General features: G+C 74.3%; 12 protein-coding genes. 7 read left to right on the plus strand and 5 right to left on the minus strand.

Annotated features, from left to right (window positions below; translation table 11 throughout):
* Positions 1-12 precede the first annotated feature (12 nt).
* The 3 genes from FHN55_RS16290 to FHN55_RS16300 are packed head-to-tail and all read left to right on the plus strand — an operon-like array spanning position 13 to position 3,364.
* A complete protein-coding gene (locus FHN55_RS16290; RefSeq protein WP_180357895.1) occupies positions 13-1,047 on the plus strand; it encodes a YbhN family protein in 1,035 nt (344 codons plus the stop codon).
* A gap of 10 nt (positions 1,048-1,057) precedes the next feature.
* A complete protein-coding gene (gene gabT / locus FHN55_RS16295; protein ID WP_139713389.1) occupies positions 1,058-2,446 on the plus strand; it encodes a 4-aminobutyrate--2-oxoglutarate transaminase in 1,389 nt (462 codons plus the stop codon).
* 24 nt (positions 2,447-2,470) lie between these two features.
* Positions 2,471-3,364 carry a neutral zinc metallopeptidase gene (locus tag FHN55_RS16300; protein WP_139713390.1) on the plus strand — a complete coding sequence of 298 codons (894 nt, stop codon included), beginning with the start codon at positions 2,471-2,473 and terminating at the stop codon, positions 3,362-3,364.
* A gap of 10 nt (positions 3,365-3,374) precedes the next feature.
* On the opposite strand, the gene FHN55_RS16305 is transcribed toward FHN55_RS16300, so the two are convergent.
* The 3 genes from FHN55_RS16305 to FHN55_RS16315 form a co-directional block, all read right to left on the minus strand.
* Positions 3,375-4,526 (minus strand): esterase family protein, encoded by a 1,152-nt coding sequence (locus FHN55_RS16305; RefSeq protein WP_139713391.1) that lies wholly within the window; start codon positions 4,524-4,526, stop codon positions 3,375-3,377.
* 40 nt (positions 4,527-4,566) lie between these two features.
* Positions 4,567-4,989 carry a hypothetical protein gene (locus tag FHN55_RS16310; protein ID WP_139713392.1) on the minus strand — a complete coding sequence of 141 codons (423 nt, stop codon included), beginning with the start codon at positions 4,987-4,989 and terminating at the stop codon, positions 4,567-4,569.
* A gap of 118 nt (positions 4,990-5,107) precedes the next feature.
* Entirely contained in the window at positions 5,108-5,578 is a 471-nt protein-coding gene (locus FHN55_RS16315; protein ID WP_257571061.1) for a GNAT family N-acetyltransferase, read from the minus strand.
* A gap of 95 nt (positions 5,579-5,673) precedes the next feature.
* On the opposite strand from FHN55_RS16315, the gene FHN55_RS16320 reads away from it, so the two are divergent.
* The gene (locus FHN55_RS16320) at positions 5,674-6,069 is read left to right on the plus strand and encodes a hypothetical protein (protein ID WP_139713393.1); all 396 of its coding nucleotides are present in this window, start codon (positions 5,674-5,676) and stop codon (positions 6,067-6,069) included.
* A 20-nt stretch (positions 6,070-6,089) separates the two neighbouring features.
* Here FHN55_RS16320 and FHN55_RS16325 read toward each other — a convergent pair whose 3' ends face one another.
* Positions 6,090-6,818: an AAA family ATPase gene (locus FHN55_RS16325; RefSeq protein WP_257571062.1), complete on the minus strand. Its 729-nt coding sequence runs from the start codon at positions 6,816-6,818 to the stop codon at positions 6,090-6,092.
* Between the two features lie 21 nt (positions 6,819-6,839).
* Positions 6,840-8,111, minus strand: a complete 1,272-nt coding sequence (locus FHN55_RS16330; RefSeq protein ID WP_139713394.1) for a saccharopine dehydrogenase family protein — start codon at positions 8,109-8,111, stop codon at positions 6,840-6,842.
* 116 nt (positions 8,112-8,227) lie between these two features.
* On the opposite strand from FHN55_RS16330, the gene FHN55_RS16335 reads away from it, so the two are divergent.
* The 3 genes from FHN55_RS16335 (at position 8,228) to FHN55_RS16345 (ending at position 11,766) form a co-directional block, all read left to right on the plus strand.
* Positions 8,228-9,763 (plus strand): APC family permease, encoded by a 1,536-nt coding sequence (locus FHN55_RS16335; RefSeq protein ID WP_139713395.1) that lies wholly within the window; start codon positions 8,228-8,230, stop codon positions 9,761-9,763.
* A 111-nt stretch (positions 9,764-9,874) separates the two neighbouring features.
* Positions 9,875-10,339 carry an Lrp/AsnC family transcriptional regulator gene (locus FHN55_RS16340; RefSeq protein WP_139713396.1) on the plus strand — a complete coding sequence of 155 codons (465 nt, stop codon included), beginning with the start codon at positions 9,875-9,877 and terminating at the stop codon, positions 10,337-10,339.
* Positions 10,336-11,766, plus strand: a complete 1,431-nt coding sequence (locus tag FHN55_RS16345) for an aspartate aminotransferase family protein (RefSeq protein ID WP_139713397.1) — start codon at positions 10,336-10,338, stop codon at positions 11,764-11,766. The genes FHN55_RS16340 and FHN55_RS16345 overlap by 4 nt, the downstream gene beginning before the upstream one ends.
* Positions 11,767-11,851 lie beyond the last annotated feature (85 nt).

Genomic DNA, 11,851 nt, shown 5'->3' on the forward strand with positions numbered 1-11,851 from the left:
CATGATGGGGCCGTGAGCAGCACGGCCGTCGCGGCGAGACCGGCCCCCTCGTGGTGGCGCCTCACGCGCTGGGCGCTCGTGGTGCTGCTGCTGGGCGTGGTCGTGGTCGAGCTGGTGGCCGGTCGCCGCGACGTGCTGCGGGCGCTGCGCGCCGTGAGCGACCCGGTCTGGTGGGCGCTGGGGCTGGCGGCCGTGGTCGACCTGGCCTCCATGCTGGCGTACGCGGTGATGCAGCGGCGGCTGCTGCTCGGTGCGGGCGTGCCGCGGCGCTCGGCCCGGCGGTGGCCCACCACCGCCCTCGCCTTCGAGGCGCACTCGCTGAGCATCTCCCTGCCCGGCGGCCCGGTGTTCTCCACCGCGCACAACTTCGCGCGGATGACCGCGCTCGGTGCCCCGCGCCCGACGGCGACCTGGGTGATCGCCGTCAGCGGGGTGCTCTCGTCGGCGGCGCTGGCCCTGCTCGGCGCGGCCGCCGGCGTCTGGACCGGCGCGCGCGGAGACCTCGGGCACCTGCTGGCGGCGGCCGCGGTCTTCGTCGTCGTCGTGGTGGCGGCGCGGCTGCTGGGCGCCCACCGGGGGTGGGCGTCGACGGTCCACGACGTCACCACCGCGGGGCTCGCGCGCCTCTCGGGACGCCGTCCCCGCACGGGCGCCGCGCTACACCGGGTGCACGAGGGGGTCCACGGCCTGGCGGCGGTGAGGGTCCGCCCGGTCACGTGGGTCTGGGCGGGCGCGGGGGCGCTGGCCAACTGGATGCTGGACGCGGCGGCGCTGTGGCTGTGCTGCACGGCTGCGGGCCTCGACGACCTGAGGCCCGAGCACGTGCTGCTGGCCTACACCGCGGCCATGGCTGCGGCGTCCTTCCCGCTGGTGCCGGCGGGGCTGGGCGTGGTGGACGCCGCGCTCACGGTGGGGCTGGTCACGGCCGGTGCGACGCCCGGCGAGGCCCTGGCCGCCGACGTGCTCTACCGGGCGGTCAGCCTGGGTCTGGTCGGGGGCAGCGGCTGGGTGCTCTGGGGGCTGCACCGGAGGCGCCGACCGGCCTAGCCTGGCCGCCATGACCACCACGGCCGACCCCCGCTCGTCCACCGGGACCTCCCGCGAGCCGCTCGAGCAGGTCCGCAGGCTCGTCACCGAGGTCCCCGGCCCGCGCTCGAGGGCGCTGCAGGAGCGGCGCCTCGCCGCGGTGAGCAGGGGCGTCGGCTCGACGCTGCCGGTGTTCGTGGAGCGCGGCGAGGGCGCCGTGCTGCTCGACGCGGACGGCAACCAGCTCATCGACCTGGGCGCCGGCATCGCGGTGGTGAACGTCGGCCACGCCCAGCCGCGCGTGGTGGACCGCGTGCAGCAGCAGGTGGCCGACTTCACCCACACCTGCTTCATGGTCACCCCCTACGAGGAGTACGTGGCCGTGTGCGAGGCGCTCGTGCGGCTGGCCCCGGTCGACGGGCCCGCCAAGGCCGCGCTGTTCAACACCGGCTCCGAGGCCGTTGAGAACGCCGTGAAGATCGCCCGGCACGCCACCGGCCGCGACGCCGTCGTCGTCTTCGACCACGCCTACCACGGCCGCACCAACCTCACGATGGCCATGACCGCCAAGGCCATGCCCTACAAGAAGGGCTTCGGGCCGTTCGCGGGCGAGGTCTACCGCGCCCCCATGAGCTACCCCTTCCGCGACCCGGAGGGCATGACCGGCGAGCAGGCCGCGGCCCGCGCGATCGCCGTCATCGAGGCGCAGGTGGGCGCCGACCAGGTGGCGTGCGTCGTCATCGAGCCCGTCCAGGGCGAGGGCGGCTTCGTCGAGCCCGCCCCCGGCTTCCTCCCCGCCCTGGCCGCCTGGTGCCGCGAGAACGGCGCGCTGTTCGTCGCGGACGAGGTGCAGACCGGCTTCGCGCGCACGGGCGACGTCTTCGCCTGCGAGCGCGAGGGCGTCCGCCCGGACCTGGTCACCATCGCCAAGGGCGTGGCCGGAGGGCTGCCGCTGGCCGGCGTGGTGGGGCGCGCCGACGCCATGGACGCCGTGCACACCGGTGGCCTCGGCGGCACCTACGGCGGCAACCCGGTGGCGTGCGCCGCGGCGCTGGGCGCGCTGGAGGCGATGGCCGACCTCGACCTCGTGGGCGCGGCCCGCAGCATCGAGGAGCGGATGGTGCCGCGGCTGCTCGCGCTGAAGGCGCAGCGCCCCGGCATCGGCGACGTGCGCGGGCGCGGCGCCATGCTGGCGATCGAGGTGGTGCAGACCGAGGGCGGCGTCGCCACGCTCGCGCCCGACGCCGCCGGCGCCGCCGCCATCAGCGCCGCGTGCCACGCGGCCGGCGTGGTCACGCTGACCTGCGGCACGTACGGCAACGTGCTGCGGTTCCTGCCGCCGCTGACCATCGAGCCGGCCCTCCTCGACGACGCCCTCGACGTCCTCGAGACGGCGGTGCTGTCAGCGCTGGCGGGCTGACCCGGTCGGGTCCACGCTGCCGGGGTGACGTTCGACCCCGGCGGCAGGATCGACCCCGGCCGCGCATCGCGCGGCGGTGGCGGTGGGAGGCGCGGCGTCGCCGTGGGGGGCGGCATCGGCGGCCTGCTGCTCCTGCTGGTGGGCGCCTACTTCGGCGTGGACCTGTCCGGCATCACCGGCGGCCAGCAGGCCAGCTCCGGCGGGGGCCAGCAGGGCCAGGCCGTCAGCGGTGACGAGGCCTTCCAGGACTGCACGTCCGGGCAGGCGGCCAACGAGGACGTCGACTGCCGCGTCATCGCCACCGCCGAGTCGCTCGACGCCGTGTGGGGGCAGCTGCTGCCCGGTGAGTACGCACCGCCGCAGCTCACGCTCTTCACCGGCGCCGTCAGCACGGCCTGCGGGGACGCCACGAGCGAGGTGGGCCCGTTCTACTGCCCAGGCGACCGGACGGCGTACTTCGACACGGCCTTCTTCCAGGAGCTGACCGACAGGTTCGGCGCCAGCGGCGGGCCGCTCGCGCAGGAGTACGTGGTGGCGCACGAGTTCGGGCACGCCGTGCAGGACCAGCAGGGCCTGCTCGCCGCCGTCCAGGGCGACCGGGCCGGGGCGGACTCGGCCGCGGTGCGCAGCGAGCTGCAGGCCGACTGCTTCGCCGGGGTGTGGGCGCACCACGCCGCGTCCACGCCCGACCCGGACACCGGCCGGCCGCTGCTGCAGCCGCTGACGCAGACCGACGTCTCCGACGCGCTGTCAGCGGCGGCGTCCGTCGGTGACGACCGGATCCAGGAGGCGGCCACCGGCCGCACCGACCCGGAGACGTACACGCACGGCACCGCCGAGCAGCGCCAGCGGTGGTTCTCCACCGGCTACGACTCGGGCGACCCCGGCACCTGCGACACCAGCGCCGCCCAGCTCTGAGGGCCGGCGGCTACGGGGCGGGCGCGCCCGACGGGGCGAAGCCCGGCACCGTCCTGCCCAGCCACGCCAGCGCCTGCGGCATCTGCGCGGCCCACACCGCGCTGCGGTGGCCGCCGGTCTTGGCGACGAGCGAGGTCACCGACATCGGCGCCCTGACGGCGGCGAGGAACGCCTTGGTGCTGGGCCAGCTCTCGGGGTCGTCCCTGCTGGAGGCCACGAACAGGGAGGCGGCGGGCGGTGCCTCCGCGGCCACGGCCACGAGGTCGTGCGCCCGCGCCTGCGGGCTGTCCGGGGAGAACGGCACGTAGTCGCTGCTCGGGTCGTAGCGGAAGTAGCCGCCCATGACGATGCCCGCGCCGTACTGCTGCGGGTGCAGCACCGCCATCTCCGCGGCGCACCAGCCGCCCATGGAGAAGCCCATGGCCGCCCAGGCCTGCGGGCTGGTCCGGGCGCGGTAGCTGGCCTCGACCGCCTTCGGCAGAGCGCTGCTCAGCCAGGTCTCCACCTGGGGCTGCCCCGGAGGGCCGTCGAGGCACTCGGTGTCGCGGCCGGCGGGGATCTCCAGGTCCGGGATGACGACGATCAGGTCGGCCATCTGGCCCGACTTCACCGCCACCTCCACGGCGGGCCGCACGTCCAGCGCGGTGAGCCACTGCCGGGGGTCGCCCGGGTAGCCGTGCAGCGCCACCACGACGGGGTAGGTGGTGCTGGCCTGGGAGGGGTCGTCGTAGCCGTGCGGCAGCACGACGAGCACGGTGCCGGTGGTGCCGTCCGCACCGGTGACGGTGAGCTGCTGGACGCGGTCCCCGTAGCCCTCCACGGGGGTGCCCCGAGGGCTCGTGGGGTGGGTGGTGCCGGCCTGCAGGGCGTCCTGCTGGGCGGCCGTCTCGGTGCCGCGGACGGCCCCCCTGGTGCGCACCACGGCGTCGGCGTTCGCGCCGAGCAGGTCGTTCCAGCCGCTGTAGAACGCGAAGTGGTCGTTGGCGGAGACGAGCATCGCGAAGACCACGAGCAGGTTGACCCCCACGAGCGCTGTTCCGCGCGCCACCACCGCCAGCACCCCGCGCCGCGCCAGGCGCGCCCAGAGGGCGACGACGACGACGAAGGCCGCGGCGGCGACGGCGATGCTCCCCCACTGCACGAGGGGCCCGGTCAGGCTCACGGGGCCATCCTCGTGAGCGCGCTGAGAGGGTGCTGGATCTTCAGCGGTGATCCGCTGGGAGCCACCCGTCCGGCTCACCGGCGCTGGCCAGCTCCGGCACGGCGTGCGAGGCCGACGGCGCCCCGAGGCCGATCCGCACGGCGAACGCCCCCAGCGCCCTCAGCAGCGCGACCGCCGGCGGGCGCCACAGGGAGGCCTCGCGCTCCAGCCCGCCCAGCCGCGGGGGCTCGGGCAGCAGCGCCAGGAAGCGCCGGCTGCCGGGGACGCGGCGGCGCAGCACCAGCGCGTCCCCCACGGGCTCGCCGCTGGGGTCGCTCCAGCCGAGCACCAGCGGCGACCACGCCGGGTCCGCCTGGGCCCAGCCCGGCAGGTCCGGCTCGCGCTCGAGCACGCTGACGCGCAGCGAGCTCGCGGCCTCGTCGGGCCGCGGTCCGCTGCCGGCTTCCTGGCGCAGGTCGACCACGACGACGACCCTGCCGGGGCGCTGCGCGCCCGCGCGACCGACCCGGGGAGGGTCCGGGCCGGTGCCCGCGTCATCCCGTGGTCGGACGGCCCGGGCGTCCGCGCCGGTGGACCGCCGGTCAGCCGACGGGGCCGAGGGCCTTGCCGAGGTGGATGCTGTGCGGGGAGTCCGCGTAGTGGCCGTAGGGCGCGATCGGCTCGTACCCCGCGCTGCGGTAGAGCGCCACGGCCTCGGGCTGCATCTGCCCCGTCTCCAGCACCAGCCGCCGGTGGCCGAGCGCCCGCGCCCGCTCCTCGACCTCCGCGAGCAGCCGGCGCGCGTGGCCCCGACGCCGGTGGGCGGCGCGCACGTACATCCGCTTGAGCTCGACGTCGCCGTCGCCGTGGTCGCGCAGACCCGCCGTGCCGACGGCCTCGCCGTCGAGCAGCGCCACGAGGAAGGCGCCCCCGGGCGGGGCGAACTCGGCCGGGCTGAGGGGCGTGTCGTCGGGGCCCCCGTAGCGCTGGACGTACTCCGCCTGCACCTCCGCCACGAGGTCCTGCACCAGCGGGCTGTCGTAGGCGGCCTCCACCAGCACGAGCTGCGTCACCGCGCCAGGGTGCCAGGCGCCCCCTCTCGCGGTAGACACGTGGTCCACCTGGAGAACACCGGGACAGCAGCCCTCTTCACTCCTGGAGGAACCCCGTGGGCAAGAAGTCGCTCCTCGTCGGCGCCGCGATCGGCTACGTGCTCGGCGCCCGGGCGGGCCGTGAGCGCTACGACCAGATCGCCGCGCAGGTCTCGCGCCTCTGGAACGACCCGAAGGTGAAGTCCAAGGTCGACCAGGCCCAGACCGCCGCCGTCGACACCGCCAAGAGCGCCGCGGCCAGCGCCAAGGACGCCGCGGCGAACAGCTCCACCGTGCAGTCGGTGAAGGACAAGCTGCCCGGCTCCGGCTCCGGCACGACCGGCACCTCCACCACCAGCACGACCACCACCGCCGGGACGGCGGGCACCTCCCAGCCGGGGTCGACCACCCCGCTCACCCCGACCACCCCGACCACCCCGACCACCGGGAGCAACGCCGGAGGGCGTCCCTGACCCAGCCCGCCGGGCGCCCGTCACAGGTGGCGCAGGTAGCGGCGGGGGTCGTCCATGAACGCCCGCCAGTGCGCCACCAGTGGAAGGGAGTCCCAGGGGACGTCGGTCAGCCCGTCGTCATCGACCAGCAGCACCCGGGCGCCCGGCAGGGCGGCCAGCAGCGGTGAGTGGGTCGCCACCAGCACCTGGGCGGTGCCGGTGGCGGCCAGGTCGGCAAGCTGCGCGACCAGCGCCAGCTGGCTCGTGAACGAGAGCGCGCTCTCGGGCTCGTCGAAGCAGTAGAACCCGGGACCGAGGTAGCGCTGGGTGCCCAGCAGGGCGTTGAACGCCTCGCCGTGGCTCATGGCGTGGAAGTCGTCGGGGTCGTCGCGGCTCCCCCCGACGGTGTCGAACACCTGGTGCATGGTCTCGGCGCGCAGGAAGAACCCCCACCGCCCTGCGCCGTGCCCGCGTCGCACCCGCAGCACCCGCCCCACGGGGTCGGGGTCGTCCTGGGTGACCATCGCGCGGGTGTTGGCCGAGCCGCCGCGGCTGTCCAGACCGCAGGCCCAGGCGATCCCCTCGAGCACGGTGGACTTGCCCGCGCCGTTCTCCCCCACGAGCACGGTGGCCGGGCCCAGGTCGAGCCCTTCCTCCACCAGCTGCGCGACCGCGGGCACCGTCATGGGCCACGACCCGGGAGGCAGCGGTGCGGCGCGGGGGTTGCGCTCCACGCGCTCGACCGGCAGGCCCCATCGGGAGGTGTCCACGACGAGCAGGCTGCCCGAGGCTCAGGACGACGAGGGGGTCCGCTCCTGCATCCCCCACGGGCTGGCGTAGCCGTCGTCCGCGGCGAGCAGGTCAAGGAAGGGCCGGTGCGGCAGCGCCTCCGGCCCGAGCACCCCCGCGCCGGACCAGCGGCCGTCAGCGAGCAGCTCCAGCGCCACGGCGGGGTTCACGGCGGTCTGCCAGACCACGCACTGGGCGCCGAACTCCTCCATCGACCACGCGTTGTCGACCACGTGGTGCAGGTAGACCTCGCGGGGGCGCCCCGCGAAGCCCTCGCCCTTCCCGGTGCCGGTGACGAGCAGCCCTGCGCAGGTGGCGCCCCTCATGAGCGGCCCGAGGGTGGCCGGGTCGGGCAGGGAGGCCGCGACCACGTCGCGCGGGCTCACCTGCACGCCCTTGACGCTGAGGGGCTCGGTGCGGTCCAGGCCGAGCTTGCGCAGGGTCTTGAGGACGTCGATGAACTCCTCGCCCAGCCCGTACTTGAAGGTCACGCGGTCTGCCTGCAGCCACCGCGGCATGAGGAGCACCTCCTCGTGCTCCACGTGCACGCACTCGACCGGCCCGATGCCGCCGGGGAAGTCGAACACCTCCGGCTCGCTGAACGGGGGCAGCGTGCTCCACGCGCCGTCCTGCCAGACCACGGGCGGGTTCAGGCACTCCTCGATGGTGGTCCAGATCGAGAAGGAGGGGGCGAACTCGTAGCCGTCCACGGTGAGGTTCGCGCCGTCGCGCACGCCCAGCTCGGTGACGGTCTCGAAGAGGTCCTCGCAGGCGTGGCGGGCGAAGACGTCGGCCAGGCCGGGCTCCACGCCGATGCCGACCAGGGCGAGCCGGCCAGCGTCCTCCCACTGCTGCGCGAGGGCGAACTGCTCGTCGCCCAGCTTCACGCCGGTCTTCGCGTACGGCTCGGTCGGGTGCGGACGCGACAGCGACATCGCCATGTCGAGGTAGTCGGCGCCGGCGGCGAGAGCACCGGTGAAGATCGGCATGACGAAGCGCGGGTCCACCGCGTTCATGACGTGGGTGGCGCCGACCTCGCGGGCCAGGGCCTCCACGGAGGCGGCGTCGGAGGCGTCGACGCGCGCGGCGCTGAAGGAGCGGGCGGCGGCTGCACCCTCGCGCTGGCGGACGGCGTCCGCGGTGCGCTGGGCGCGGGCCAGGTCGTAGTCGGCCACGACGACGGCGTCGGCGAAGGGCGCGGTGCGGAACCGGCGCGCGAGGATCCGCACCAGCGCGTCCCCCACACCTCCGGAACCGACGATCAGGATCCTCATCGGCGGAGGTTATCGCTGTTCTGGGGCTCGACCGCTATCGCTTCCGGCCGTCCGGGGGCCATGATGCCGCCTCAGGCCGGTGAACCCAGGCCGCGAAGGGCGACCCGGAGGTGGACGTGGCATCGGAAGTCAGCGCAGGGGCCTCGGCTGCGAGGAGCACGGGCGAGGGCAAGGGCCTGGCGACCGGCACGCTCGGGCTGTGGGGCAACACCGTCATCGGGCTCGCCTCGACCGCCCCGGCGTACGGCCTGGCGGCCACGCTCGGGTACCTGGGGGTGGGCGAGAAGGCGCCGGCCATGTTCATCGTGGCCTTCATCCCCATGGTGCTCACCGCCATCGCCTACCAGCAGCTCAACAGGGCGGTGCCCGACTGCGGCACCACCTTCACGTGGGCGACCAAGGCCTTCGGCCCGGTCGTCGGGTGGATGGGCGGCTGGGGCGTGGCCGTCTCGGCCATCATCGTGCTGGCCAACGTCGCCGAGATCGCCGCCATCTACACGCTGCAGGTGGTCGGCCTGGGCGGTGTCGCGGAGAGCCAGTGGGGCCGGATGGCCTTCGCGGTCGCGTTCATCGCGGCCATGACCTACGTGAGCTACCGCGGCATCCTCCTGTCCGAGCGGATGCAGAACGTGCTGGTGGCCTGGCAGTTCCTCTTCCTCGTGGTGCTCGCGGCGTGGGCCCTCGTCGCCGTGTACAGCGGCTCCGCGGGCCCGCAGGCGGTGCGCCCGGAGATCGGCTGGTTCATCCCCACCGGCATCGGCTTCGGCGACGCGGTGGCCGCCATCGTGCTGTGCATCTTCCTGTACTGGGGCTGGGACGCCTGCCTGGCCGTCAACGAGGAGAGCAAGGACCCCGACCGCATCCCCGGTCGCGCCGCCACCCTCGCCACGATCATCCTCGTGGTGACGTTCACCGCCGTCGCCACGGCCATCCAGGCCTACAGCGGCTTCGGCGACGCGGGCATCGGCCTGAACAACCCCGAGAACGCCGACGACACCATCACGGTGCTCGGCGACCCCCTCGGCGGTTCCGTCCTCGCCGTCCTGCTGATGATCACCATCGCCGTCTCGGCGGCGGCCTCGACCCAGTCGACGATCCTCCCCACCGCCCGCGGCACGCTGGCGATGGCGGTCTACGAGGCGCTGCCGGCGCGCTTCGGCACCGTCCACCCGCGCTTCAAGACCCCCAGCTTCTCCACCCTCGTCATGGGGGCCACCGCCATCGGCTTCTACGTGCTGCTCTCGCTCATCAGCACCAACGCGCTGGCCGACTCCATCGCCAGCCTCGGCCTCGCGGTGGCGTTCTACTACGGCATCACGAGCTTCGCGTGCGTCTGGTTCTTCCGCGGCACGCTGCGGCAGTCGGCGGCCCACCTGTGGCTGCGGGGGGTCCTGCCCTTCCTGGGCGGCCTGTTCATGCTGGTGATCTTCGGCTACAGCGTCTACGACATGGCCCACCGCGACTACGGCGAGACGGTCATCGGCGGCGTCGGCGGCGTCTTCGTCCTGGGGGTCGGCATGCTCGCGCTCGGCGTGCCGCTGATGCTGCTCTGCGCCATCCGGCTCCGGGCCTTCTTCCGCGGCGAGACCCTCAACGAGAGGACCGAGGTGCTCGTCCCCGAGACGGGTGCGCCGCCCGTGGGCGGCCTCTGACAGTCCTGGACCCCCGGCGGGCGACGGTTTCCGTGGCGAACAGCACTCAATGCCACGGAAACCGTCGCCCGACCTTGTGCGGGCGCCCGTGAGCGGGCATGCTCCAGCGGCATGGCGGCCCGCTCCACCCCTGTGCTCGACGAGATCTCCAAGCGCATCGTCGAGCACCTCCAGGCCGACGGGCGGCGCTCCTACGCCGCCATCGCCGCTGACGTCGGGCTGTCCGAGGCCGCCGTCCGGCAGCGCGTGGCCAAGCTCCTCGAGGCCGGCGTCATGCAGATCGTCGCGGTCACCGACCCCCTGCAGGTCGGCTTCCCGCGCCAGGCGATGGTCGGCGTCCGCTGCTCCGGTGACACCCGTGACGTGGCCGCGGCACTGGCCGAGCTCGACGAGGTCACCTACGTGGTGGTGACGGCCGGCAGCTTCGACGTCCTGCTCGAGGTGGTCTGCGAGGACGACGACCGCCTGCTCGACCTCCTCTCGCGGCGCATCCGCGCCGTCCCGGGCGTCCTGTCCACCGAGACGCTCGTCTACCTGCAGCTCATCAAGCAGCGCTACGACTGGGGAACCCGATGACGACGACACCGCTCGACCGCACGCCCTCCACCGGCACCGCGACGTCCAGCGGGGGCCTCACGCCCGCGGGCACCCTGCGGGCCCGGGCCGCGCGGGACCACCTGTGGGGGCACTTCACCCGCCAGTCCGCCTGGGAGCACAGCGTCCCGGTGATCACCCGGGGCGAGGGCTGCTGGATCTACGACGACGCCGGCAAGCGCTACTTCGACGGCCTGGCCGGCCTGTTCACGGTGCAGGCGGGCCACGGCCGCCGCGAGCTGGCCGAGGCCGCCGCGAAGCAGGCGGGCGAGCTGGCGTTCTTCCCGCTGTGGTCCTACGCCACCCCGCCGGCCATCGACCTCGCCGAGCGCCTGGCCTCCTACACCCCGGGCGACCTCGACCGCGTCTTCTTCACGACCGGCGGCGGCGAGGCGGTCGAGACGGCGTGGAAGCTGGCCAAGAACCACTTCAAGCTGGTGGGCAAGCCGCTGAAGACCAAGGTCATCAGCCGCTCGGTGGCCTACCACGGCACCCCGCAGGGCGCGCTGGCCATCACGGGCATCCCCGCCGCCAAGGCCGTCTTCGAGCCGCTGGTCCCGGGCGGGTTCCGCGTGCCCAACACCAACGCCTACCGGGCGCCGGAGCACCTGCGGGACGACCCGGAGGCCTTCGGCCGCTGGGCCGCGGACCGCATCGAGGAGGCCATCGAGTTCGAGGGACCCGAGACGGTCGCCGCGGTCTTCCTGGAGCCGGTGCAGAACTCCGGCGGGTGCTTCCCGCCGCCGCCCGGCTACTTCCAGCGGGTGCGGGAGATCTGCGACCGCCACGACGTGCTGCTGGTCTCCGACGAGGTCATCTGCGCCTTCGGCCGGATCGGGTCGATGTTCGCCTGCACCGACCTCGGCTACACCCCGGACATCATCACCTGCGCCAAGGGCATGACCAGCGGCTACTCCCCCATCGGTGCGTGCATCGCCTCCGAGCGGGTCTACGAGCCGTTCGCGCAGGGCCACACCTCCTTCGCGCACGGCTACACCTTCGGCGGGCACCCGGTCTCGGCCGCCGTGGCCATGGCCAACCTCGACCTCTTCGAGCGCGAGGGCCTCAACGCCCACGTGCACGAGAAGGCGCCGGCGTTCCGCGCGACGCTGGAGAAGCTGCTCGACCTGCCGATCGTCGGAGACGTGCGCGGCGAGGGCTTCTTCTACGGGATCGAGCTGGTCAAGGACAAGGCCACCCGGGAGACGTTCACCGGTGAGGAGGCCGAGCGGCTGCTGCGCGGGTTCCTGTCCGCGGCGCTGTTCGAGGCGGGCCTGTACTGCCGCGCCGACGACCGCGGCGACCCCGTCATCCAGCTCTCGCCGCCGCTCATCGCCGACCAGGCCGACTTCGACCTCATCGAGGCCACCCTGCGCGACGTGCTCACCCGCGCCTGGTCGCTCCTGTGACCTGAGGGGGTGGCCAACCGCCCATGATCACGGCGGTGATGAGGGGTCGGCCACCCCACCCCGTCCGTGATCATGGGCGGTCGGC

This window comes from Streptomyces sp. NP160 (genome assembly GCF_006335115.1).
In the GTDB taxonomy this organism is placed as follows: domain Bacteria; phylum Actinomycetota; class Actinomycetes; order Actinomycetales; family Quadrisphaeraceae; genus Quadrisphaera.

Coding starts and splice junctions, on each gene's coding strand:
- FHN55_RS16340 (WP_139713396.1), top strand. CDS start 9,875: ATGGCGGCCCGCTCCACCCCTGTGCTCGACGAGATCTCCAAGCGCATC.
- gabT (WP_139713389.1), top strand. CDS start 1,058: ATGACCACCACGGCCGACCCCCGCTCGTCCACCGGGACCTCCCGCGAG.
- FHN55_RS16345 (WP_139713397.1), top strand. CDS start 10,336: ATGACGACGACACCGCTCGACCGCACGCCCTCCACCGGCACCGCGACG.
- FHN55_RS16330 (WP_139713394.1), bottom strand. CDS start 8,111: ATGAGGATCCTGATCGTCGGTTCCGGAGGTGTGGGGGACGCGCTGGTG.